The following is a 21,101-nucleotide window of genomic DNA, read 5'->3' on the forward strand; positions in this document are numbered from 1 at the left end:
GTTTTTGGTTCTGCCAAGGACCTTCAGAGTTGCGATCTGCCCGACCATCCGCCCCGATGGTCGGGTCTCGCATTTCAGGGGACAGGCGCATGACCGCGGCCCTCCCTGATGTGCAGTGGTGGGCTGGACAATTGGGGAAATACCCCAATGGTCGCGGAAGCGCCCTTAAGGGCGGCTGGACAAGCTAAGTCCTTGCGGCGTACCGAATGCCGATCCCTGCTGGGATCGCCATTTTTTCCAGGTCCGTTCCGGACACATGGCGCGGATTCTTCAAACAGGCCCGTTCGTGCGTCGATAAGCATAACGCAACCCCGCGCCGCCTGGACCCGATCCGCGTTTGAACGATATCCGCAGGTAGGTCCGGCGCGGTGGCCAATGCCCCGCCATCTGGCGCCTCTGGACGGACGAGCCCTTCTGCTACCGGTTCGGATCGGCCCGCCGCGTCCATTTCTTGTGGGCATTGATCGAACGATTGGCCAGTCTGATCGGATTTTTTTCGCCCCGGACGATCAGTAGCGCAATCTGGTTGGCGAGAAACTTGCGCACGGCCGGATTTTCCTCAACTTCGGCGGCAAGGAACCCGCAGGCGATTTCGAGCGCCTGGTCCGCGATCTTGCGAATGCGGTCGTGCAACGGAAGGTTGGATCGTCCCATCGGATCAGCGCGCCCGCCCGCCCGAATGATGCGGCTGCGGTACCGAATCACGCTTGGCCTTTTGATCGAGGTTCCACCGCGAGGTGCCAGCGGTCAATGAACTCGTGACCAGGTTCAATATGAGCCGTGATCTAGACATTATCGCTCCACGAAGGTGGCGAGCTGCGAACCGGCAGCAAGCCGCGAAAACAGTGAGAACAATAACGTAGAATACTTGAACGGGTTTCAGATTTTCGTCACTTCAATTCGGAATTGAAGGCGATCGACCTCAATCGGCGCACGCTGGCGGAACCGCCGCGCGTCGCGTCCGGCCCGATGCGTACGGAGATACCGCAAGGAAGTCGCCGGGCGTCATCGCGCGCCGACTCAATGGCCATTAACCCAACCTCTTTACAAAGCGTAAATACGTCGTTGGCATTCTTGAACAGGAGGGTCGGTATCATGCTCATCTACCCCATACCTGTCGCGGTGACGCAGGCCAGAGTTCAACTCGTCGTCGACCAAACGGCCAAGGCGCCACCGGACACGATCAACAATGACGTTCTGGAAGTTCTCACCGCCACGGATGAAGCGGAGCACGAGGCGCTGCTCGACCGCAAGGCCTAGCAAGCGGCTTCGGAAGCAACGCAGAGAACCGTGCGCCGGATCGTTTCCTTGATGCAGCCTCCCGCGACCTGATCGAGTCGAGGGCGCGGGCGCACCCCTTATTGCTTCTCGAACGGAATATATTGCTGATATTGCTTCGGCACCGAGCGGCGATAGCGCGCCGGTACCGTGCCGCTTTCGATCGATTTGTCGATCTCCTGCTGTCTGGTCATCTTCACCGTCTTCTTTTTCTTCTTGGGGGCCGCCGGCTCGGTGGCCGTCGCCGCTGACGTGGCAGCAGGCGTTGTCGTCGTTGCAACAGGCGCCGTCGTAGCCGCCGGTGCTGTGGTCGCGCCTGTCCCGGCATTCGGCGCGCTCTGGGCCAGCGCAATACCCGCCGGCACCGACACCAGCGCGACCACTCCGGCGATGAATGAAGATCTTCGCATCAACGGCTCCAATTTTGGCCGTGATCGTACTACATTCGCGGCCGCGGGCACACCGGTTCCTTGCGTACAGGAACGGACGCGGAAGCGGCGTACTGAACCCTGCTGCAGGTCGTGAAAACCAGCGCAAACCGGGTGCATTGCCAGTCCGGACCGAGGACAGCATTCGGGACCGGCTCCGGATTGGCCAACCCGGTCGCAAACGCCGCCCCGATACATCCAAGGGCGGCGACCGCAGCAATCACAGCCAGTCCCTTGAAGGTCCACAGATTGCCGGTCATTTCGGTCGTCCTGTTCAGACCCCGAAAGCATAGAACCGGGCCACCCTTCCCGCTGTGAACGAGTTCACATCCTGCCCCACTTTTCGGGGGCGCCAATTGCCGCAGACCCGGCGCGAAAATTCACGTCCCCAAATCGACTACTCGCGCCGATCACATGGGTATAACTGTCGCAAATCCATTGCGCGCGCCCACAGGCTTCGAAACATTGTTGACGCGGGGAAAGCGCGTTTCGGGGGCGTGCGATGACTGAGCAGGAAACGGGCTATGATTACCGTCGCTACCGGAAATTGCTGGCGGAAGCGATCGACGAGAACAAGCGGCGCGAATTGATCGACGTCCTGATCCGGGAGAATGCACGGGAACGGCTGGAGGCCCAGCGGACCTCCGATCGGGTCGCAATAGCGACCGCGACCGTCGCCAAAATTCTCAGGCCGTCCGGACCGGGCGACCATTTCAAGCCTGGCCAGGGCTCTCGGCCCATTTGACGCCGGCGGAACTGAAATCGGCCTAGCGGGCCGGTTCACGGCTCATTGACATGTCGCCCACATGAACGCGAGCCGATCAGCGCACGGGCCGCGCAGGCGATATTGCAGGCGCTCATCAGCATCGGCTTCGGCCGTCTGCCATTCACGGACAGCCTGCCTGCTCTGCTCCCGCTGTTAGACGCTGGCGTTTTGCCCCGCGTTCACCTAGTGAAGCGGCAGAACGATCTTCCCCTCCCGCGACCGACGATGAAAGCAACAGGGCTTCCTCCATGAGTGGCTTCAAGGAACCGAATTTTGCCGACCGCCAGAAGGCGGCACAGCAGGCACGGCAGAACCTTCTGAGCAAATTCCGGGCAAAACCAGGACCCGACGATCCCGAGGTCAAGCAACGGCAGGCCGAGCGGGAGGCACAGGCCGCCGCGCGTGCCAAGGCCAAAGAGGCGCGCGAGGCCGCCAAGGCCGAGCAAAAGGCGCGGGAGGTCGAAGCCGCGGCCCTGGCCGCCGAAAAGCTTGCGCGCGACAGGGAGGAACAAGCCGCCCGACAGGCGGCGACCGAGGCCGAACAAAAGGCGAAGCGCGACGCCCGCTACGCCGCCCGCAAGGGCAAAGGCAAGAAAAAATAGGGCGCGATACCCGCACCGGTGTTTCGCCGGGGCGGGTATCTGCAGGCCCCGCCTGGTGGCCAGGCGGAGCCTGTGAGAAGCTCGACCGGCGATCAGTTCTTCTTCATGCCGTCGTCTTTTTTCATGCCGTCCTTGGCCATGCCGTCGTCCTTTTTCATGCCGTCTTTCGACATGGCGTCCTTCTTCATGGAATCCTTGGACATGGAATCCTTGGACATGGAATCCTTTTTCATGCCATCGTCCTTGCCCATCTTGTCCTGAGCGAAGGCGGCCGGGGCGAGCGCCAGGCTGAGCGAAAGAACGGCGGCAGAAATGCCGAGCGCGATACGGGAGCTGGTGGTCATGGGGTGATATCCTTTGAAACCGGGCTGAAAGCGACGTGTTCCGCCGCCCCTCTTACAACGGCCCCGGGGTCTCGTTCGTTACGTCCACATTTGACGAAATTTTTGTATCATCGGCCCTAAGAACGCCTTTGTCGGCGTGCCGATGATCAGGTCGCCGCAAGTGTTGAACGTATTGTTGTCGGAGTCTTCTGCCAGTCTGCCTTATGTGCGCCGCAACATGGCTCGGCTCGCTGACGGCTTGGGCCTCGAACTATCAGACTAGAGAAAGTTAGGGCGAAGACCGGCTAACATGGGTTCAACGCCGGCCTGACCGCCGACCAGATACAGATTCCAGGAGAGAAACAAATGCTCACTCGCCGCCTTATCCTCGGCTCGGCACTCGCCGCGCCCGCCATCCTGCGCTTTGGCGCCGGCACGGCGCATGCCGCAACCACACTGAAGATCTCGCACCAGTTTCCAGGCGGCACCATCGACAAGGGCGACTTCCGCGACCGGCTGTGCCGGGTGTTCGCCGCCGAAGTGGCCAAACGTAGCGGCGGCGAGATCGCGGCCGAGATCTATCCCAACTCCTCGCTGATCAAGACCAACGCGCAATTCTCCGCGATGCGCAAGGGCGCGCTCGACATCAGCCTCTATCCCTTGCCGTATGCCGGCGGCGAACTGCCGGAAACCAATATCGGCCTGATGCCGGGCCTCGTCTCGACCTACGACCAGGGACTGCGCTGGAAGAAGGAGCCGGTCGGCAAGGCGCTGACCGATTTCCTGGCTGACAAGGGCATCATCATCCTCACCTGGGTCTGGCAGGCCGGCGGCGTGGCCAGCCGCTCGAAGCCGATCGTGGCCCCGGAGGACGTCAAGGGCCTGAAGGTCCGCGGCGGCTCGCGCGAAATGGACATGGTGCTGCAGACCGCGGGCGCGGCCGTGCTGTCGATCCCGTCCAATGAACTCTATGCGGCGATGCAGACGGGTGCATGCGACGCCGGCCTCACCTCCTCCACCAGCCTGATTTCGTTCCGGCTCGAGGAAGTCGCGAAGGCGCTGACCTCCGGCGCCCGCGCCTCCTATTGGTTCATGCTGGAGCCCCTGATGATGTCGAAGTCGATCTTCGACGGGCTACCGAAGAAGCACCAGGACATCATTCTGGCCGTCGGCGCCGAACTCGAAGCATTCGGCAAGAAGGGCGCGCAAGACGACGATATCGAGGTTGCCAAGGTCTACGAGAAAGCCGGCGCCAAGGTGAGCTTCCTGGATGTGACCACTGTCGGCAAATGGCGCGACATTGCGCGCGATACCGCATGGAAAGACTACGGTGCCAAGACCGCGGCCTCAGCCAATCTGCTGAAGCTCGCCAACGACGTCTCCGCATGATGCACGGTCCGATTCCGGATCAACAAGAGCGATCCGGCGCCGCCACGGGCAACGCGCTTGTGGCGGCGCTGCAACGCGGGCTTGGCATCTGCAACAATGTCATCGTCGTCATCGCGGCGATGGCTCTGGTCGCAGCCTGCATCGTCCTGAGCTATAGCGTGCTCGGCCGCGCGCTGTTCCACAGCGCCAATTACTGGCAGGACGAGGCAGCGGTCTTTCTGCTGGTCGGCGCCACCTTCATGACGGCGGCCTATGTGCAGGGCCAGCGCGGCCATGTCAGCATCGAAGCCTTTGTCGGCTTGCTGTCGCCGCGCGCCAACCGCGTCCGGCTCTGGCTGGTCGATGTCGCGAGCCTTTCGTTCTGCGCCTTCTTCGCCTGGAAATCCTGGACGCTCGCCCATGAGGCCTGGGTCGACGGCCAGGTGTCGAACTCGATGTGGTCGCCGCCGCTCGCGATCCCCTATGTTCTGATGGCAGCGGGCATGACGCTGTTGTGCGCCCAGATCCTGCTGCAGATCGTCATTCCCTTCACCGGCGCAGCACGGCGATGAGCGTCCTTGGCATTGGCATCAGCTACGGTGTCGCGACCCTGCTTGCGATGTTTTCGGGCATGCCGATCGCGTTTGCGCTCGGCGCCGTCGCCGTTGTGTTCATGGCGATCTACATGCCCGCGGCCTCGCTCGATACCGTGACGCAGAACGTTTACGAGGAAATGGCCTCGATCACGCTGCTGTCGATCCCGCTGTTCATCCTGAAGGGTGCGGCGATCGGCAAGTCGCGCGCCGGCCAGGATCTTTATTCGGCGCTGCATGCCTGGCTGCACCGCGTCCCCGGCGGGCTCGGCGTCGCCAACGTCTTTGCCTGCGCGCTGTTCGCGGCGATGGCGGGATCCTCCCCCGCCACCTGCTCGGCGATCGGCTCGGCCGGTATCCCCGAGATGCGCAAGCGCGGCTATTCCGGCGGATTTGCCGCCGGGATCATCGCCGCCGGCGGCACGCTCGGCATCCTGTTGCCCCCTTCCATCACCATGATCCTGTTCGCGGTCGCCGCCGAAAAATCGCTGGGGCGGCTGTTCCTCGCCGGCATCGGGCCGGGGCTATTGCTGGTGACGCTGTTCGGCGTCTACGCGGTGTTCCGTTTCCGCAAGGAATACGCCGCGGCCCACGCGCTCTATGCCGCGACCGGAACCGACTCGGCGATCCTCAAGCGCGACGACTTCACCATGGCCGAGCGCTTCAACGTTCTGCCGCGGGTGCTGCCGTTCGTGCTGCTCCTGACCGGCGTGATGATCGCGCTCTATGGCGGCTATGCGACGCCGTCGGAGACCGCGGGCCTCGGCGGGTTGCTGGCGCTGGCGCTGATCGCGCTGATCTACAGCGTGTGGCGGCCGAGCGACCTCGAGCCGATCCTGAAATCGACGATCCGCGAATCCACCATGCTGATGATGATCATCGGCATGTCGCTGCTCTATTCCTATGTGATGAGCTATCTCCACATCTCGCAGTCGGCGGCCGAGGCGATCGTCGCGATGCATTTGCCGCGCTGGGAACTGCTGGCGGCGATCCTGTTGATGGTCGTCGTGCTCGGATTTTTCCTGCCGCCGGTCTCGATCATCCTGATGACCGCGCCGATCGTCCTGCCGCCGCTGCGCGCCGCCAATTTCGACATCATCTGGTTCGGCGTCGTCATGACCATCGTGATGGAGATGGGGCTGATCCACCCGCCGGTCGGCCTGAACATCTTCGTCATTCGCAACGTCGCCCCCGATATTCCCCTGAGCGAGGTGATCTGGGGCACGCTGCCGTTCGTGATGCTGATGATGCTGGCGGTGGTGTTGCTGTCCTTCTTCCCGGAAATCTCGACCGCCCTGCCCGATCTCGTGATGGGACCGGACGGGGGACGGTGAAGCAGGGACGAATAGTGAGTAGCGAATAGCGAATGGAAGTTTCGCTATTCGCTACTCACTATTCGCTTCTTCGCGTTCAACGCCGCCGCGACCCGGCTCACCGGCGGCCGCCCGATCAACCGGCTCACCGCATTGGTCGCCACCAGCAGCTTTGCGATGTCGACGCCGGTATCAATCCCCATGCCTTCCAGCATATAGACCACATCCTCGGTCGCGACATTGCCGGTGGCGCCGGGCGCGTAGGGGCAGCCGCCGAGACCGCCGGCCGCGCAATCGATCACGCGGGCGCCCTCTTCCATTCCCGCATAAAGGTTGGCCAGCGCCTGGCCATAGGTGTCGTGAAAATGCATCGCGAGATGCGCCATCGGCATCGCGCCCGCCACCGCGCGCAACAGATGCCGCGCCTTCAGCGGCGTGCCGACGCCGATGGTGTCGCCGAGCGAGACTTCGTAGCAGCCGAGATCCCACAGCGCCTTCGCGACATCGACAACCGCCTGCGGCTTCACCTCGCCGTCAAAGGGACAGCCGAGCACGCAGGAGATGTAGCCGCGCACCCTGACGCCATCGGCCTTGGCGCGGGACAGCACCGGCCCGAAGCGCGCGATCGATTCCGCCACCGAGCAGTTGATGTTGGCGCGCGAAAATCCTTCGGAGGCCGAGGCGAACACCGCGATCACCCTCGCGCCGGCCTGACGCGCGGCCGCAAATCCCTTTTCGTTCGGCACCAGCACGTGGAACTCGCCGGCGAGATGGCTGACGCCGCGCAGCACCTGGTCCGAATTGACCATCTGCGGAATTGCCTTCGGTGATACGAACGCGCCGACCTCGACGGTATCGAGCCCGGCGCCGACCAGCGCCTCGATGAAGGCGATGCGATCGGCAACGCTGATCGCCGTCTTTTCGTTCTGCAGGCCGTCGCGCGGGCCGACCTCGACGATGCGGACGGTGTCGCTCATGCCGGCCTCACGCCGCCGCCGGCTCGACTTCGGCGAGCTCGACGCCTTCGCCGACGATATCGCCGACCTTGCATTTGATCTTCCTCAGCACGCCGGCATAGGGCGCGCGCAAGGTCTGCTCCATCTTCATGACTTCGAGCGTCAGGATCGCCGCGCCTTTTTCGAGCGTCGCGCCCTCCTCGGCCAGCAGCGCCACCACCGTCCCCGGCAGCGGCGCGACGATCTTGTCTTCACCAACTTGCTCTTCGGTGTCGCCACCAAAGGGATCGACCCAGTGCAGGTCGAACCGGCCGTTGCGGGTGCGCAGATAGAGTTCGTGACCCTCGATGACCGCGACAATATGGGATCTCAGCCCGTCGAGCGTCAGGTCGAAGCCGCAATCCCCGCCTGGCGACATGATGAACACGAACTCGCGCGCGCCGGTCGACAATGTCGACGGACCGCGGCCATATCGCAGGGTGACCCTTTGCTCGGCACCCTGGCCCTGACGGAACGCAAACACCCGCTGCCGCCGGCCGACCGGCATCCAGCCAGAGGTCTGCCACGGCGATGGCGCCTGGTTGCGCGCGGCCTCCGCTTCCTGATCGACGATGGCGGCCACCGCCGCGCATAATTCGAGATCGCCCGGCGGGCCCGACGCCGCCGTCAGGTTCTTCAATTCGCGCTCGATGAAGCCGGTGTCGATCGCATTCGTCCGGACATCCGGATGCGTCACCAGCGCCGACAGGAACGCGATATTGGTGACGATGCCGCGAATGTCAGTTTCTTCCAGCCCGCGATTGAGCCGCTCGATCGCCGCCGGGCGCGTCGGCGCCCACGCGATCACCTTGGCCAGCATGGCGTCGTAGTAAGGCGACACCGCATCGCCGCTGCGATAGCCGGCATCGATGCGCAAGCCATTGGTGGCCTCCGGCGTGCGCCAGGTCTTGATGCGGCCGACTGAGGGCATGAAGTTCTTCTGCGGGTTTTCCGCATAGACCCGCGCCTCGATCGCATGGCCGTTCAGCTTGATCTGATCCTGTTCAAGCGGCAGTTTCTCGCCGAACGCCACCCGCAACTGCCATTCCACCAGATCGATTCCGGTGATCAGTTCGGTCACGGGATGCTCGACCTGCAGGCGGGTGTTCATCTCGATGAAGAACACGTCTTTGCCGTCGGAAACGAATTCGATGGTGCCGGCGCCGACATAATTGACCGCGCCCGCCGCTTTTCGCGCGGCCGCGCAGACCCTCTCCCGCCGCCCGGCGTCGAGCGTCGGCGACGGCGCTTCCTCGATCACCTTCTGGTGCCGCCGCTGCAAGGTGCATTCGCGCTCGAACAGCGACAGCAGGTTGCCGTGGCTGTCGCCGATGATCTGCACCTCGATGTGGCGCGGATTCTGGACGAACTTTTCGATCAGCATGCGGTCGTCGCCGAAGGCGGCCTTGGCCTCGCGCTTGGCGCTGACGATTGCGCCCGCCAGTTCTCCGGCCGAGCTCACCACCCGCATGCCGCGCCCGCCGCCGCCGGCGGACGCTTTCACCAGCACCGGGAAGCCGATCTTGTCGGCAGCTTTCGCCAGCGTCGCCTCGTCCTGGGCCTCGCCGTGATAGCCCGGCACCAGCGGAACGCCGGCCTCTTCCATCAACATTTTCGAGCCGGATTTCGAGCCCATCGTCCGGATCATCGCCGCGGTCGGGCCGACGAACACCAGCCCGGCATCCAGGCAAGCTTGCGCGAAATCCGCACTTTCCGACAGAAATCCGTAGCCGGGATGCACGGCCTCGGCGCCGCTCTGGCGGGCCGCCTCGATCACGCGCCCGATGTTGAGATAGCTGTCGCGCGCCTGCGCCGGCCCCAGCAGCACGGCCTCATCCGCCATGGCGACATGCATCGCATCGCGGTCGGCTTCGGAATAGACCGCGACGGTGCGCAGGCCCATCGCCCTGGCGGTGCGGATCACGCGGGTTGCGATCTCGCCGCGGTTGGCGATCAGGAGCGTGCGAAAACGCCGGTAGAGTTTTGTGCGATCCATCGTCACATCCTGAACAGGCCGAACCTGGTCGGCTCGATCGGCGCGTTGGATGCGGCTGACAGGCCGAGGCCGAGCACCAGCCTGGTATCGGCGGGATCGATCACGCCGTCATCCCATAGCCGCGCGGTGGCGTAATAGGGATTGCCCTGACTTTCATATTGCGCCCGGATGGGGCTGCGAAACCTGTCCTCTTCCTCGGCCGACCAGCGATCGCCCTTGGCCTCGATATTGTCGCGGCGGACCTGGCTCAGCACCATCGAGGCCTGTTCGCCGCCCATCACGGAGATGCGGGCGTTCGGCCACATCCAGAGGAAGCGCGGAGCGTAGGCGCGGCCACACATGCCGTAATTGCCAGCGCCATAGGAGCCGCCGATCACGACGGTGAATTTCGGCACGCCGGCGGTTGCCACCGCCGTCACCAGCTTGGCGCCGTCGCGCGCTATGCCGCCGGCCTCGTATTTCTTGCCGACCATGAAGCCGGTAATGTTCTGCAGGAACACCAGCGGGATATTGCGCTGGCAGCACAATTCGATGAAATGCGCGCCTTTCAGCGAACTCTCGCTGAAGAGAATGCCGTTATTGGCGATGATGCCGACCGGAAAACCCCAGACATGGGCGAAGCCGCAGATCAGCGTCTGGCCGTAGAGCTTCTTGAATTCGTCGAACTCCGAGCCGTCGACCAGCCGCGCGATGATGTCGCGGACGTCGAACGGCTTGCGGCCGTCGGCGGAAACCACGCCGTAGATCTCCTCGGCCGCAAACAACGGTTCGCGCGGCGCGCGCATGTTCAGCGCGGTGCGCGCCGCCGGCTTCAGCGTGGCAACAATGCGCCGGGCGATCCCGATCGCATGGCTGTCGTTCTGCGCGTAGTGATCGGTGACGCCGGATTGCCGCGAATGCACGTCGGCACCGCCGAGCTCTTCCGCGGTGACCACCTCGCCGGTCGCGGCCTTCACCAGCGGCGGGCCGCCGAGAAAGATCGTGCCCTGGTTGCGCACGATGATGCTCTCGTCCGACATCGCCGGCACATAGGCGCCGCCGGCCGTGCAGGAGCCCATCACGATGGCGATCTGCGGAATGCCCTGCGCCGACATCTGCGCCTGGTTGTAGAAGATGCGGCCGAAATGCCGCTCGTCCGGGAAAATCTCGTCCTGCATCGGCAGGAAGGCGCCGCCGGAATCGACCATATAGACGCAGGGCAGATTGTTCTGCCGCGCGATATCCTGGGCGCGCAGATGCTTCTTCACCGTCATCGGATAATAGGTGCCACCCTTGATCGTGGCATCGTTGGCGACGACGACGCATTCGCGCCCTGAAATGCGCCCCACCCCGGTGACGACGCTCGCCGAATGCACATCGCCGCCATAGAGGCCGTGGGCGGCCAGCGGCGACAATTCGAGGAACGCCGTGCCGGGATCGACCAGCAGGTCCACGCGCTCGCGCGCCAGCATTTTTCCGCGCGCGGTATGCCGGGTGCGGGAAGCGTCGCCACCGCCGCCGGCAACCTCGTCGAGCTTTTCGCGAAGTTCCGCGACGAGGCCGTGCATCGCCTCACGGTTGCGCGCAAAATCGGGGGATGCGGGATCGATCGTGGAGTGAAGCGGCATGGCCTTCAGCGGTTTACGGTGCGCCGCAATTTGCGCAAGGAGAGGGTTGCGTCATGGTGTCATTGCGACGCGCCCAAAGGCAACCCTGACTTTCGGTCCCCGGACCGGCAGGTTTCGGCGCAGCCGGGACAGTGGTGTCGGCTAGTGCGTCCAGGGTTCGCCGCGCCGGAAGGCGAAATTGTCGGCATAGGCCACCTGCCGGCGTACCGACTCCTTCGGTTCGATCACCTGGTAGGGAATGCCCTTGTGCTCGCAATAGGCCACCGCCTCTTCCTTGGTTTCAAAACGAAGGGTGATCTGCTGTTTCATGTCGCCCGAAGAGGTCCAGCCCATCAACGGTTCGATCGCCGGCGGCTGCTCCGGCTCAAAGTCGATCTGCCATTCCCGGGTCTTGGCCTTCCCCGATTGCATCGCGTTCTTGGCAGGCTTAAAAATGCGCGCGGTCATGGATGGCAGGGCCCCGTGAGATATGCGATATGGAAGCGTTTGCTGGGAACGGCCGGGATAGCATAGAGACACCTTTCAGGGATCTGATGGGTGATTCGTTGACCCCGGATACTTCGCCGCACCGGTATAGTCATTCTGCCACGCTGTGACAATCTTGGCGGCCGCTCGCCTGCGGCATGCTTTATCGAAAGCACCTCTTCGAAGCGGCACCCATGAAAATCAACGCAACCCTGCCTGAAAAAGGACGCGACCTCCGGCTCGATTTGTTTCGCGGGGTTGCGAACTGGGCGATCTTTCTGGATCATATTCCCGACAATGTCGTGAACTGGATCACGACGCGGAATTACGGTTTCAGCGATGCCGCCGACCTGTTCGTTTTCATTTCCGGCTATACCGCCTCTTTCGTCTATGCCCGGATGATGCTGGAGCGCGGCTTCATCGTCGGCGCCACGCGGCTGACCAAGCGGGTCTGGCAGCTTTACGTCGCCCACGTTGTCCTGTTCGTCATTTATATCGCCGCGATCGGCTATCTCGCGCTGCGTTTCGGTGCTTCCGAGATCATCAACGAGTTCAACGTGGCTGGCCTGGTCGATAATGCGGCCGAAACGCTGCGCCAGGGATTGTTCCTCAAGTTCAAGCCGGTCAACCTGGACGTGCTGCCGCTCTACATCGTGCTGATGGGGCTGTTTCCGCCGGTTCTGTGGATCATGCTGCGCCAGCCCGACTGGACCATGGCGGCCTCGATCGTGCTGTGGCTGGTGTCCCGGCAGGCGGGCTGGAATCTGCCCGCCTATCCCGCCGGATCCTGGTACTTCAATCCGTTCTGCTGGCAGGTGCTGTTCGTGTTCGGCTCGTGGTGCGCACTGGGCGGCGCGAGGCGGTCGATGGCGGTCATCCATTCGTCGATCACGCTTTACCTCTGCATCGCCTATCTGGTTCTGGCGCTGCTCATGACCATGGCCGGCAAGTTTCCGGACTTCGGCGCGCTGTTTCCGCACTGGCTCTATTCGACCTTCAACCCCAACGACAAGACCTACCTGGCGCCCTATCGCTTCCTGCATTTCGTGGTGATCGTGATCCTGGTCATTCGGTTCGTGCCGAAGGACTGGCCCGGCCTGGAATGGAAGGTGTTCGATCCGGTCATTGTGTGCGGCCAGCAGTCGCTCGCCGTGTTTTGCGTCGGCGTATTCCTGTCCTTCGTCGGGCATTTTACCCTGATGCTGAGTTCGGGCTCACTGCTCGCACAGGTTGTCGTCAGCACGGCCGGCATCGCGATCCTGACGATCGTCGCCTACTACATCTCGTGGTCGAAACGACAGGACAAGCCTTTGCCCAAGGCGCCGGCGCCAGCCAAGGCCGGTTGATGGAGCCGGCTAATCCCGACCGCGCGAACCCGGCTTCCGGCCGCTGCCGCTGTTCTGGTTGACAAGCAGTCGGCCTCGCGACGAAAACCCGCCCCACGCGACGGACCATCCGACTTCTGAGGCGGGGTCTTTTCCGATACGATCCCGGCTCCGCTGTCCCTGCAGCGCGAACATCGCGCCCTGAGGGTCGATGCAACGGGCGATCCAACTTCCGCCCGGCAATTCGAATGGCCCTTCGAAAATCCGTCCACCGTCGCTCTTCACACGCTCCGTGGCAACGTCGAGGTCGACGACGTTGAAGTAATAGAGCCAGAATGGAACCGGCTCGGTCGGATGCTTGGTGAGTATCCCGCCGATGGTTTGCCCGCCGACGGAGAACAGCTGATAGGCATTGGTCGGATCGACTTCCGCCTCGGCTTCCTGCCAGCCAAAAAGCGCGCCGTAAAAGGCAAACGCCTTTTTCCAATCGGCAGCGAGCAACTCATGCCAGCCGACCCGACCCTGCTCGTCCGCTTCGGCGGTTTCGTGCCGGCAGGGTTTTAGCCCTTCAACCAACGCCAGCGTTGCCGTTTGCGGATCGGAGACAACGGCGATACGGCCGATATTGCTGTTGGTGGGTGGGACATACAGCGCGCCGCCAAGATGCCTGATCAGGTCGGCCGTCGCGTCCACATGATTGACGCTGACATAGCCGACCCACCGCGGCGTGGCGCCCATTCGCCGCGCCTGCTCCGGCAGTTCCATCAGCCCGCTCACGGGGGTCCTTGCCGCGGTAAATAGACTGTAAGCGAGGTCAGACGCTGACGCATCTTGCGCTTCCCAGCCAATGACGTTCGCATAGAACGCCCGCGCCGCGGCCATGTCCGTCGTCAACAGCTCGTACCAGACGAAACGTCCATGTTGATCGACCACGTCGGGTTTCTCCGTTGGAGCCTGCGGATAGCCGCAGCGCAACATCGGTGCGCGCAGCATTGTCGCGGACACCATCCATCATTGATATCGGAACTTTAGCGCTTTCCGCAAAGTAGATGCGGACGCCCGCAAGGAAAACGCATCAATATGAGCGTGAAAGCCATAGTTCTGATTCAATCTGGTCGAAAAATGCTCCGCGCGCATCGCGCGACGAACTCGTTCATCAACATGAACCGGGAAATCTTTGCTACCGCGTATTGCCCGAGGAGTGTTGTGTGGCGCATGCGCAGGGCATACAGTCACGAAGCGGACTCGATAACAAATATTTGAGATATGGAGGGTGCGACGATGTCACGAGCAAAGCAAACTTCGAAGCCGAAGCGCGTAGCCAAGGCCGTACCAGCGCTCGGAGCCGCCGGGTTGACTTTCTCGCTGGTAGGCGGCGCGTCCGCATCTTCCGTGCCGAGCGCGGACGTGCAGCAGACGCCGAATTATGTGCCGAGCCAGGCCATCACGCTCGGTGAGGAAGAAATCGCCGACGTCAGCCTGGCGACGTTCCATCTCTTCGATAAGGAAAACGCTGGCCGCGGCGTGCAGATGGCGCACGGTTGCAGAGGCTGCAGGGGTTGCAGAGGGTGTCGCGGCTGCAGAGGCTGCCGCTGCGGCGGCTGCGCGGGTTGCGCCGGCTGCGGTGGCTGCTGCCTGTCATGGGGAGCCTGCCGCTTTTGCTGAGCCAGATCGCGCGCTGACAGCATTGACAAACGCGAAACGTCATGGCCGGGTTCGACAATGTCGACCCGGCCAGTTCGTGTGTCTTCTGTACTGCCGCGCGGGCGCGGTGCGGCGGGCATGCGCGTGAGAACCAGGATGCGTGTGCTGATTTCATGACAAGCCTTCGCAACGCCCGCGCGACCCGGCAGGGCGGCAAAGATGTCTTGCAGTTCGCGCCGAACTTCACGGCCTATGTTCTGCCCCCGGATGTGGTGTGCCTCTATTCCGAGGACCGAAAATTCTTCCTTCACGGCGAGCTCTATTGCGCGCTTGCGTCCGCGATCGGAAAGAACGGAAGCAGCCTTCGGGATCTCGTTGACGCGCTGGCGCGGAAGTTTCCGATCGACAAAATCAATGAAGCCATCCAGCGGCTGGTCGAGCGCCGTTACGTGCTGCCGGTATCGCCCGCCTCGGTTGGCACCGTGGCCGGCTATTGGGCGAGCCTCGGACTGCCGCCCGAGATCGCGCAGAAAAATCTGGACGATTGCCGGGTCCGCATCCAATCGATTGGCGTGCAGGGCGCGGCCGAACTCGGTGCCGCATTGTGCGAACTCGGCGTCCGGATCGTGAAGGGTTCTCCGGACCTGACGGTCACGCTGGTCAACGACTATCTCGAACGGCAACTGGCCGAATTGAACCAGCAACGGGTGTCGGACAAGGCACCGTGGCTTTTGGTCCAGCCCTCGGGCGTCTTTCCGCTGGTGGGACCGGTGTTCCACCCGCCCGAGAGCGCCTGCTGGACCTGCCTGTTCGACCGCATGATCCGCAACCGCGAGGTCAAGGGATTCCTTGATCGCGGGCCAGCGCGGGCCGTCGCCGTTTCACCCCTCGCCGGCAACACGTTCGGACAAGGCGCTGTTCATTTTGCCGCCGTCGAAATCGCGAAGGCGATCGCCACCGGATTTCGCACCGATCTGCATGATCACATTGTCAGCCTCGACCTGCTGGGCTCGACCATCGCACGGCACTACGTGGCCCGGCGCCCGCAATGCCCGACCTGCGGCAGCAAGAAGCTGAAGAACCCGCGTCGGGCGCCTGAGCCGATCGAGCTTGGCCCCGGCGCCAAGCTGGTGATGACCAGCGGCGGCTACCGGACCGTGTCGTCGCGATCCACGGTGGCGCGTTTCCGCAAGCATGTCAGCCCTTTGACCGGGGTAGTGACGCGGCTTGAGCGGATCGACGTCGATCTGCCGATGAACACCAACTTCTACGCCCAGCACAATTTCTCGGCGCCGGCGCAAAGCCTCGACCAGCTCAGGTCGGGCCTGAGCGGCGGAAGTTTCGGCAAGGGCTCTACCGCTGAACAGGGCGAAGCCAGCGCGCTGATGGAGGCGATCGAGCGTTATTCCGGTATTTTCCAGGGTGACGAAATCCGCGCCAAGCGACGTTTCACCGATTTTGCGCCGGGCGATGCGATTGTTCCCAACGACATCCTGCTGTTCAGCGATGCGCAGTACCAGACGCGGGCGCAGCCGAGCCACGATTCGCACGAGACCCAGCCGGCGCCTGATCCGTTCGATCCGTCGGCCAGCATCGAATGGTCGCCGGTCTGGTCGCTGCGCGACAAGCGCTTCAGATATGTTCCGACCAGCCTGTTGTATTTCTTCTACCGCGGTCCTGCCGCCTTCCATGCCGATTCCAACGGCTGCGCCGCCGGCAACACCCGCGAGGAGGCCATCGTTCAGGGCTTTCTCGAACTGGTGGAGCGGGATGCCTACGCAATCTGGTGGTACAACCGGACCCGACAGCCGGAAGTCGACCTCAGCCAGTTCGACGATTCCTATGTCCGCGATCTCAACCATCAACTCGCCGACACCGGGCGCAAGCTCTGGGTACTCGACATCACCAGCGATCTCGGCATTCCGACCTATGTTGCGATCGTGCACTGGATACAGAACGGCCAGGAAAATATCGAGTTCGGCTCCGGCGCGCATTTCGATCGCCGCATCGCCTTGCTGCGGGCGCTGACCGAGCTGAACCAGTTCCTCTCCATCGGACTGATGGGAGGCGGCACCGGCGAAAAGCCGAGCCTCGACGGCGTCACGCCGTTGCGCCTGCAGGACTATCCGTTTTTGACGCCAGGCGGCAATCCGCCAGTGCAGCCGGCCTCCAGTCTGACGATGCCGCTCGACAACACGCGCGAGCAGGTCGACGCTTGCGTCGACATCGCCGCGCGTGCCGGCCTCGATTTCCTCGTGCTCGATCAGACGCGGCCGGACGTCGAGGTTCCCGTCGTCCGGGTCGTCGTTCCCGGAATGCGGCATTTCTACCGCCGCTTCGCGCCGGGCCGGCTCTATGATGTTCCGGTAAGACTTGGGTTGCGGGATCGGCCGTCGCTGGAAAGCGAGCTCACGCCGTTCCTCCCCCACACCTAAAGGGGGGCATGCCGGCTTGCGCGCTCCCCGAAAAAAGCGAGGACGAGAGGTCAGGCTGCCGACGATCTCTGCCCGGCTCAACGGCCAGGTCGCGCTCGAAGCAGATACGGACGGAGCGATTACCGCCAGCTTCGATGGCCTCGCGGTCGAGCTGGGAAGGTTCAGCGCCGCCGCGGCGGATCGCGCGCACGACCTGCTGACCGGTCTGGCGCTCGACTCGTTTTCGTCCGATGGCAACGCCGTCGACAAGGAAATCGATCTCTTGGTCCGGCGGCTGGCCCGGCGCGGTCTTTTGGAGTATCGCCTTGGGGGCGCGTCTAACGGCGGCGACCAGGTTTGCATCGAGCCGCAGGTTCCCGACTACTGGCCGCAAACCCCAAAGCTGCGCGATACCGATACCATCGTCCTGTCGCGGTTCGCTTACCTTCGGCGGCGCGGCAATGAGATGGTGATGGAATCGCCCCGCGCCGGCGCGCTGTTCAGGATCGGAGATCCCAAAATCGCGACCGCCCTCGCCGTGCTGGCGGCACCGCAAAAGATCGGCAGGCTTCGCAAGCAGGACGGCTTTCCCGGTGTCATGCTTCTCGCCTTGCTGGTGGATTGCCAAATCCTGCTCAAGGTCGATCCCGCCAAGGGCGGCGGTCTCCGGCCAAACGAAGGCGACGACAATCTCGTATTGTGGGATTTTCACGACCTCCTGTTCCACACCCACAGCACCGAGGGCCGCCAGGCCAACCCGCTCGGCGGACTTTATCCACATGCGGACGTCATCGCTCCGCCGCCGGCGGTGCGGCCGCGCTGGCCCGGCAAGAAGATCGATCTGCGCAGGCTTTCCGCCGCATCCGTGGAGACGATTTCGCCGGTCGCAAAGCTGTTGCGCGCGCGCCATTCGACCCGGGATTTCGACGACCGGCAACCGATCACGCTCGCCGAACTCGCGCAGTTTCTCGACGGCGCCGCGCGGGTTCAGTCGAAATGGAAAAGCAGGCTTGAATTCGGCGAAGGCAGTCCCGTGGTCGCCTACACCTCGCGGCCCTATCCCGCGGCAGGCAGCAGTTACGAACTTGAATTCTATCTGGCTGTCGCCAACTGCGCGGGTCTTGAACGCGGATTCTATCACTACGATGCCGATCAGCACGCGCTGGTGCCGATCGCCACGCGTCCGAATGAGTTCGAGGCGCTGTTGCGGGGAGCCGAATTCGCGATGGACGCCGCCGGCGCGCCCCAGATTCTGATCACGATCGCCGCGCGTTTCGGCCGGATTTCATGGAAATACAGCTCGATCGCCTATGCGCTGATTCTGAAGGATGTCGGCGTGTTGATGCAGACACTCTATTTGATGGCGACCGATTTGGGACTGGGCGGCTGTGCGATCGGGACCGGCAATATCGACCTGTTCGCGAGGATGACCGGGATCGACTTCCACGTCGAAGGCCCGGTCGGTCAATTCGCGATCGGCCGCGGCTTGAAACCGGGCGCGTCGGAATAGCCCGATGGACTGAACGCCCGCCCCGCCTAGCCGTCGAGGATGGCGACCGCCCGCGTCCAGCCCGCCGAAGCGCGCTCGATCTTGACCGGAAAGCACGACACCATGAAACCGGTCGACGGCAGCTGCTCCAGATTGTGCAGCTTCTCGATGTGGCAATAGCCGATATGGCGACCGGCCTTGTGGCCTTCCCAGATCAGGCTGGCGTCTTTGGTCTCGGCGTATTTCTTCGCGGTATAGACGAAGGGAGCGTCCCAGCTCCAGCCGTCGATGCCGGTCAGCCGCACGCCGCGCTCGAGCAGATACATCGTCGCCTCATAGCCCATGCCGCAACCGGAAGTGACATAATCCTGCCGCCCATATTTGGCGCCGGCGCTGGTATTGACCACCACGATCTCCAGCGGCGACAGCGTGTGGCCGATGCGCTTGAGCTCGGCCTCGACATCCCCGGCAGTCGCGACATAGCCATCGGGAAGATGCCGGAAATCCAGTTTCACGCCCGGCTGCAGACACCATTCCAGCGGCACCTCGTCGATGGTCCACGACCGCTCGCCGCGGTTCATGGTGGGATGAAAATGCCAGGGCGCGTCAAGATGGGTGCCGTTGTGGGTGGAGAGCTGCACCTGCTCGACCGCCCAGCCCTGGCCATCAGGCAGATCCTCCGCCTTCAGCCCTTCGAAGAACTGCAGCATGCGCGGCAGACCCTGCTGGTGATCGATGTACTGGATAGTCGGGTGACCGCCCGGCGGATCGGCCGGCACGTCGTTTTGCAGCGGAACCGAGATGTCGATCAGTTGGCGGGCCATGACGTCTCCTCAATGGATATTGTTCTGATTGCTTGCTCTCGCCGGCCGATACGTCGTTCGCCCATCTCCGATCTTCGTGCCGGTCACGACCTCAGAACGCGCGAACATCGCTAGGCAACGATTTCCCTGCGAGTCGGAAAAGTTCGACCCCATCATGATAAATAAAGCGTTCTCGTTTCATCAACATGTTGATTCTAATGCAAAATAAAAATGGCACGCCGGATGCAAATCAGTGGTTGTGGCCACGCGGTCACGAATACGCAACTGGAACATTTGGGAATCTTGCCATGTTGATCAGCCTCCTGGAAGAGGTGGCTTCGTTCGCCGCTATCTTTCTCTTCGTCACGGCGCTGGCGTTTTGGTCGAACATTCTCTCGACGATCTAGTTTGACCGGAATGCCCGGGGCGTCCGGGTTGCTGAAGGTTTCCCGGACGTCATCCAGAGAGAATGATCCGCAGATACATATCAAGTCAGGGCTGCTGCAGCCACCTCTCACAGCCCCTGAACCGTCCAGGCGATCATTGCCCGCGCAATCCTGCCGAACGCACCGTCGAAGGCGGCGACGGCGGCCGCCGGCTCGACCTGGTCGAACTTCTGGCTCTCGTCGAACAGGCGCGAGGTGACGACCTTTCCGTTCCTGTCGACGATCCGTGCCGACAACCCGATCTCGGCCACAGGCGCCGAATCCACCACGACCCGAAAGCGCCTGACATCGATCAGAAGCTGGAAGTCGGCTTGTCCGATATCCATCGTGCGCAGCGGCGCATGCGCGAGATCGTAGTTCTCAAAGCCCTCGATCAAACGGGCCTGGAGCAGCTTTGGAATACTGTCGGCCCAGAGCGCCTCGGCGAAGCCCGGAAAATCCTTTGGCGGCGAAAACAGGATTCGCTGGGTCTCGAGCATCGCAACCGCGGTGGGCTCCGGGATCGCCAATTGACCGCGGATGATCTTGCTCGGCGGGCCGAAATTGCCGGGAGCGTGCAGATCGTAAGTCACTTTTTGCGGCGGCGTACCGCCACCGGTGAGCCGTTCGAGCCCCGCAACGATGCCGTCGAGCTTGCCGGTGTTGCGCGCCAGCCCCTCGGAGAAAACCTGCAGGTTCGCGATCGTCTTCTTGATTGGCTCCGAATTCTCGCTCAGAACGCTATCGACCTTGCGCAATGCTTCGCGGGCCGCCTGCGTCATGCCCTGTCCCGCTCCGGGTTCGGCGACCAGCGTCGGCACTTCGCCTGTAGCTGCCAGCAGTTTGCCGCCTTCCAGCGCGACGACAGGGACGCCGGTCAGCCCCTGGAACTCCAGCCCCACCTTGGTGTCGGATCGCACCGGCGTCGCCACCGATACCGAGATGGTCGCGTTGACCCGCCGGGGGTCGTCCGCCGCCAGGCTGAGATCGGTGACCTCGCCGACCCGGATGCCATTGAACAGCACGGCCGCGCCGACCAGAAGCCCGGGGACCGAGCCTTCGAACTGGACATGATAGGTCGCGCGCTGACCGAGCCCGCCGGTGTTGTGAAGCCAGTAAACAAAGCCGAACACGCCGGCAATCGCCGCCAGGACGAAGGCGCCGACAACAACGAAGGGAGCGCGTGTTTCCATCTCTTAACTCGCTTTTGGCTGCAGCATCAGGGAGCGCTTGCCGTGAAAATAGGCCCGCACCCAGGGATGCTCGG

The 21,101-nt window shown here is 63.1% G+C and carries 21 protein-coding genes; 9 read left to right on the forward strand and 12 right to left on the reverse strand.

Translation table 11 applies throughout. The features are described 5' to 3' along the window. Window positions 1-417 precede the first annotated feature (417 nt). On the reverse strand, window positions 418-654 hold the full coding sequence (locus WCE35_RS05095) for a hypothetical protein (RefSeq protein ID WP_424592254.1): 237 nt from the start codon (window positions 652-654) through the stop codon (window positions 418-420). 236 nt (window positions 655-890) lie between these two features. Beyond that, window positions 891-1,103 (reverse strand): hypothetical protein, encoded by a 213-nt coding sequence (locus WCE35_RS05100; RefSeq protein WP_424592255.1) that lies wholly within the window; start codon window positions 1,101-1,103, stop codon window positions 891-893. Between WCE35_RS05100 and WCE35_RS05105 the strand changes: the two genes are divergently transcribed. After that, complete coding sequence (locus WCE35_RS05105; RefSeq protein WP_424592256.1) at window positions 1,096-1,260, forward strand: hypothetical protein; 165 nt, start codon at window positions 1,096-1,098, stop codon at window positions 1,258-1,260. The genes WCE35_RS05100 and WCE35_RS05105 overlap by 8 nt on opposite strands. A 98-nt stretch (window positions 1,261-1,358) precedes the next feature. On the opposite strand, the gene WCE35_RS05110 is transcribed toward WCE35_RS05105, so the two are convergent. Both WCE35_RS05110 and WCE35_RS05115 read right to left on the reverse strand, forming a co-directional pair. Further along, a complete protein-coding gene (locus WCE35_RS05110; RefSeq protein WP_424592257.1) occupies window positions 1,359-1,688 on the reverse strand; it encodes a hypothetical protein in 330 nt (109 codons plus the stop codon). 29 nt (window positions 1,689-1,717) lie between these two features. Beyond that, the gene (locus WCE35_RS05115) at window positions 1,718-1,966 is read right to left on the reverse strand and encodes a hypothetical protein (RefSeq protein WP_424592258.1); all 249 of its coding nucleotides are present in this window, start codon (window positions 1,964-1,966) and stop codon (window positions 1,718-1,720) included. A 242-nt stretch (window positions 1,967-2,208) separates the two neighbouring features. Between WCE35_RS05115 and WCE35_RS05120 the strand changes: the two genes are divergently transcribed. Then, a complete protein-coding gene (locus tag WCE35_RS05120; RefSeq protein WP_424592259.1) occupies window positions 2,209-2,451 on the forward strand; it encodes a hypothetical protein in 243 nt (80 codons plus the stop codon). A 269-nt stretch (window positions 2,452-2,720) separates the two neighbouring features. Beyond that, the gene (locus tag WCE35_RS05125) at window positions 2,721-3,074 is read left to right on the forward strand and encodes a DUF6481 family protein (RefSeq protein WP_424592260.1); all 354 of its coding nucleotides are present in this window, start codon (window positions 2,721-2,723) and stop codon (window positions 3,072-3,074) included. Window positions 3,075-3,166: 92 nt separating this feature from the next. Here WCE35_RS05125 and WCE35_RS05130 read toward each other — a convergent pair whose 3' ends face one another. After that, complete coding sequence (locus WCE35_RS05130) at window positions 3,167-3,418, reverse strand: pentapeptide MXKDX repeat protein (protein WP_424592261.1); 252 nt, start codon at window positions 3,416-3,418, stop codon at window positions 3,167-3,169. 345 nt (window positions 3,419-3,763) lie between these two features. On the opposite strand from WCE35_RS05130, the gene dctP reads away from it, so the two are divergent. From dctP to WCE35_RS05145, 3 genes are read left to right on the forward strand one after another with little or no spacing between them, the layout of a single operon-like run. Continuing rightward, complete coding sequence (dctP, locus tag WCE35_RS05135; protein WP_424592262.1) at window positions 3,764-4,786, forward strand: TRAP transporter substrate-binding protein DctP; 1,023 nt, start codon at window positions 3,764-3,766, stop codon at window positions 4,784-4,786. After that, window positions 4,783-5,337, forward strand: a complete 555-nt coding sequence (locus WCE35_RS05140; RefSeq protein WP_424592263.1) for a TRAP transporter small permease — start codon at window positions 4,783-4,785, stop codon at window positions 5,335-5,337. The genes dctP and WCE35_RS05140 overlap by 4 nt, the downstream gene beginning before the upstream one ends. Beyond that, window positions 5,334-6,692: a TRAP transporter large permease gene (locus WCE35_RS05145; RefSeq protein ID WP_424592264.1), complete on the forward strand. Its 1,359-nt coding sequence runs from the start codon at window positions 5,334-5,336 to the stop codon at window positions 6,690-6,692. Before WCE35_RS05140 ends, WCE35_RS05145 begins: the two co-directional genes overlap by 4 nt. Window positions 6,693-6,736: 44 nt before the next feature. Here WCE35_RS05145 and WCE35_RS05150 read toward each other — a convergent pair whose 3' ends face one another. The 4 genes from WCE35_RS05150 to WCE35_RS05165 form a co-directional block, all read right to left on the reverse strand. Next, window positions 6,737-7,648: a hydroxymethylglutaryl-CoA lyase gene (locus WCE35_RS05150; RefSeq protein ID WP_424592265.1), complete on the reverse strand. Its 912-nt coding sequence runs from the start codon at window positions 7,646-7,648 to the stop codon at window positions 6,737-6,739. 7 nt (window positions 7,649-7,655) lie between these two features. Beyond that, the gene (locus tag WCE35_RS05155) at window positions 7,656-9,662 is read right to left on the reverse strand and encodes an acetyl/propionyl/methylcrotonyl-CoA carboxylase subunit alpha (protein ID WP_424592266.1); all 2,007 of its coding nucleotides are present in this window, start codon (window positions 9,660-9,662) and stop codon (window positions 7,656-7,658) included. Between the two features lie 2 nt (window positions 9,663-9,664). Continuing rightward, window positions 9,665-11,269, reverse strand: a complete 1,605-nt coding sequence (locus WCE35_RS05160) for a carboxyl transferase domain-containing protein (RefSeq protein WP_424592267.1) — start codon at window positions 11,267-11,269, stop codon at window positions 9,665-9,667. Between the two features lie 141 nt (window positions 11,270-11,410). Further along, window positions 11,411-11,716, reverse strand: coding sequence for an ETC complex I subunit (locus WCE35_RS05165; RefSeq protein ID WP_424592268.1), 306 nt, complete (start codon window positions 11,714-11,716; stop codon window positions 11,411-11,413). A gap of 212 nt (window positions 11,717-11,928) precedes the next feature. Between WCE35_RS05165 and WCE35_RS05170 the strand changes: the two genes are divergently transcribed. After that, complete coding sequence (locus WCE35_RS05170) at window positions 11,929-13,080, forward strand: OpgC domain-containing protein (RefSeq protein WP_424592269.1); 1,152 nt, start codon at window positions 11,929-11,931, stop codon at window positions 13,078-13,080. A 9-nt stretch (window positions 13,081-13,089) separates the two neighbouring features. Here the strand turns inward: WCE35_RS05170 and WCE35_RS05175 are convergent, their stop codons facing one another. Further along, window positions 13,090-14,052, reverse strand: a complete 963-nt coding sequence (locus WCE35_RS05175) for a VOC family protein (RefSeq protein ID WP_424592270.1) — start codon at window positions 14,050-14,052, stop codon at window positions 13,090-13,092. Window positions 14,053-14,876: 824 nt separating this feature from the next. Here WCE35_RS05175 and WCE35_RS05180 point away from each other — a divergent pair. Further along, window positions 14,877-17,138 carry a TOMM precursor leader peptide-binding protein gene (locus WCE35_RS05180; RefSeq protein ID WP_424592271.1) on the forward strand — a complete coding sequence of 754 codons (2,262 nt, stop codon included), beginning with the start codon at window positions 14,877-14,879 and terminating at the stop codon, window positions 17,136-17,138. 16 nt (window positions 17,139-17,154) lie between these two features. Continuing rightward, on the forward strand, window positions 17,155-18,627 hold the full coding sequence (locus WCE35_RS05185; RefSeq protein ID WP_424592272.1) for a SagB/ThcOx family dehydrogenase: 1,473 nt from the start codon (window positions 17,155-17,157) through the stop codon (window positions 18,625-18,627). Between the two features lie 26 nt (window positions 18,628-18,653). On the opposite strand, the gene WCE35_RS05190 is transcribed toward WCE35_RS05185, so the two are convergent. Both WCE35_RS05190 and WCE35_RS05195 read right to left on the reverse strand, forming a co-directional pair. Then, window positions 18,654-19,430, reverse strand: coding sequence for a cyclase family protein (locus tag WCE35_RS05190; protein ID WP_424592273.1), 777 nt, complete (start codon window positions 19,428-19,430; stop codon window positions 18,654-18,656). A 493-nt stretch (window positions 19,431-19,923) separates the two neighbouring features. Next, entirely contained in the window at window positions 19,924-21,027 is a 1,104-nt protein-coding gene (locus WCE35_RS05195; RefSeq protein ID WP_424592274.1) for an ABC-type transport auxiliary lipoprotein family protein, read from the reverse strand. Between the last annotated feature and the right edge of the window lie 74 nt (window positions 21,028-21,101).

It is taken from the genome of Bradyrhizobium sp. (genome assembly GCF_049691595.1).
Taxonomy (GTDB): domain Bacteria; phylum Pseudomonadota; class Alphaproteobacteria; order Rhizobiales; family Xanthobacteraceae; genus Bradyrhizobium.

What these genes read in the sequence shown, in the direction of transcription:
- WCE35_RS05095 (WP_424592254.1), bottom strand. Translation starts at nt 654, where the DNA reads ATGGGACGATCCAACCTTCCGTTGCACGACCGCATTCGCAAGATCGCG.
- WCE35_RS05105 (WP_424592256.1), top strand. Translation starts at nt 1,096, where the DNA reads ATGCTCATCTACCCCATACCTGTCGCGGTGACGCAGGCCAGAGTTCAA.
- WCE35_RS05100 (WP_424592255.1), bottom strand. Translation starts at nt 1,103, where the DNA reads ATGAGCATGATACCGACCCTCCTGTTCAAGAATGCCAACGACGTATTT.
- WCE35_RS05110 (WP_424592257.1), bottom strand. Translation starts at nt 1,688, where the DNA reads ATGCGAAGATCTTCATTCATCGCCGGAGTGGTCGCGCTGGTGTCGGTG.
- WCE35_RS05115 (WP_424592258.1), bottom strand. Translation starts at nt 1,966, where the DNA reads ATGACCGGCAATCTGTGGACCTTCAAGGGACTGGCTGTGATTGCTGCG.
- WCE35_RS05120 (WP_424592259.1), top strand. Translation starts at nt 2,209, where the DNA reads ATGACTGAGCAGGAAACGGGCTATGATTACCGTCGCTACCGGAAATTG.
- WCE35_RS05125 (WP_424592260.1), top strand. Translation starts at nt 2,721, where the DNA reads ATGAGTGGCTTCAAGGAACCGAATTTTGCCGACCGCCAGAAGGCGGCA.
- WCE35_RS05130 (WP_424592261.1), bottom strand. Translation starts at nt 3,418, where the DNA reads ATGACCACCAGCTCCCGTATCGCGCTCGGCATTTCTGCCGCCGTTCTT.
- dctP (WP_424592262.1), top strand. Translation starts at nt 3,764, where the DNA reads ATGCTCACTCGCCGCCTTATCCTCGGCTCGGCACTCGCCGCGCCCGCC.
- WCE35_RS05140 (WP_424592263.1), top strand. Translation starts at nt 4,783, where the DNA reads ATGATGCACGGTCCGATTCCGGATCAACAAGAGCGATCCGGCGCCGCC.
- WCE35_RS05145 (WP_424592264.1), top strand. Translation starts at nt 5,334, where the DNA reads ATGAGCGTCCTTGGCATTGGCATCAGCTACGGTGTCGCGACCCTGCTT.
- WCE35_RS05150 (WP_424592265.1), bottom strand. Translation starts at nt 7,648, where the DNA reads ATGAGCGACACCGTCCGCATCGTCGAGGTCGGCCCGCGCGACGGCCTG.
- WCE35_RS05155 (WP_424592266.1), bottom strand. Translation starts at nt 9,662, where the DNA reads ATGGATCGCACAAAACTCTACCGGCGTTTTCGCACGCTCCTGATCGCC.
- WCE35_RS05160 (WP_424592267.1), bottom strand. Translation starts at nt 11,269, where the DNA reads ATGCCGCTTCACTCCACGATCGATCCCGCATCCCCCGATTTTGCGCGC.
- WCE35_RS05165 (WP_424592268.1), bottom strand. Translation starts at nt 11,716, where the DNA reads ATGACCGCGCGCATTTTTAAGCCTGCCAAGAACGCGATGCAATCGGGG.
- WCE35_RS05170 (WP_424592269.1), top strand. Translation starts at nt 11,929, where the DNA reads ATGAAAATCAACGCAACCCTGCCTGAAAAAGGACGCGACCTCCGGCTC.
- WCE35_RS05175 (WP_424592270.1), bottom strand. Translation starts at nt 14,052, where the DNA reads ATGCTGCGCGCACCGATGTTGCGCTGCGGCTATCCGCAGGCTCCAACG.
- WCE35_RS05180 (WP_424592271.1), top strand. Translation starts at nt 14,877, where the DNA reads ATGACAAGCCTTCGCAACGCCCGCGCGACCCGGCAGGGCGGCAAAGAT.
- WCE35_RS05190 (WP_424592273.1), bottom strand. Translation starts at nt 19,430, where the DNA reads ATGGCCCGCCAACTGATCGACATCTCGGTTCCGCTGCAAAACGACGTG.
- WCE35_RS05195 (WP_424592274.1), bottom strand. Translation starts at nt 21,027, where the DNA reads ATGGAAACACGCGCTCCCTTCGTTGTTGTCGGCGCCTTCGTCCTGGCG.